Consider the following 975-nt stretch of genomic DNA (forward strand, 5'->3'; position numbering starts at 1 on the left):
GGACCGGGCGTAGACGGACTCGCGCACCCCGGCGGCGTAGACGTCGTACGCCGCGGCCATGTCGCCGCCCAGGACCACCGCCTGGGGGTTGAGCAGGTTGATGGCGACGGCCAGCAGCTCGCCGACCTGTCGCCCGCTCTCGCGCAGCAGCTGCTTGGCCTCTGCGTCGCCGGCCAGGGCATGGGCGACGAGGTCGCGCACGTGCCCGACGTCGCGACCTTCCTCCTGGAGTCGCGCGACCAGCGCCCATCCGGAGGCGATCGTCTCGAGACAGCCGACGTCGCCGCAGCGACACGGACGACCGGCGGCTTCGCTCACCTTGGTGTGCCCGAGGTCGCCGGCGCCCCCGCGTGCGCCACTGACGATGCGGCCGTCGGCGAGCACGCCGAGGCCGAGACCGGTCGACGCCTTGAGGACCAGCAGGTCCTTGATCTCGCGGGCATGCCCGAGGAACTCCGACCGGGCGAGCGTGTCGGCGTCGTTGGCGAGGAAGAGCGGGGCGTCCGCCACCCGCGAGAGGTACGGCGCCAGGGGGACGCCGTCCCAGCCGGCCATGACGGGCGTGTCGACGCTGACGCCACGCTCCCAGTCGACGACGCCGGGGAGCGAGCAACCGATGCCGAGCACCGGGGGCAGGTCGGGCGTGAGCAGCTGCGCCAGCTGGTCGGCGACTCCGGGCATCACGTCCTCCGGGCCGGCGCCGACCTCGTGGTCGACGGCGGAGGAGGCGAGCTCGGTGCCGCCCAGGTCGAAGACGGCGACCTGGGAGCGGGAGCGACCGATGGCTGCCGCCAGGACGGTGCCCGCGTCGGTGTTGAAGACCAGGCTCCCGGCGGGCCGCCCACCCGTGGAGGCCAGCTCGGCGCCGATGCGCAGCAGGCCGGAGTCGGCGAGCGCGCTGACCCGGGCCACGACAGCCGTGCGGGACAGCCCGGTGACGGCACGCAGGTCGGCCCGGGTGGAGGCGCGACCACT

1 protein-coding gene is annotated in these 975 nt (G+C 74.7%); it reads right to left on the reverse strand.

Annotated elements, in window-relative coordinates; all coding sequences use genetic code 11:
* The coding region (locus tag ACOADB_RS26350; protein ID WP_378605989.1) for an ROK family protein at positions 1-975 on the reverse strand (975 nt) is incomplete at both ends.

This window comes from Nocardioides sp. CPCC 206348, from assembly GCF_048654705.1.
GTDB lineage: Bacteria > Actinomycetota > Actinomycetes > Propionibacteriales > Nocardioidaceae > Nocardioides.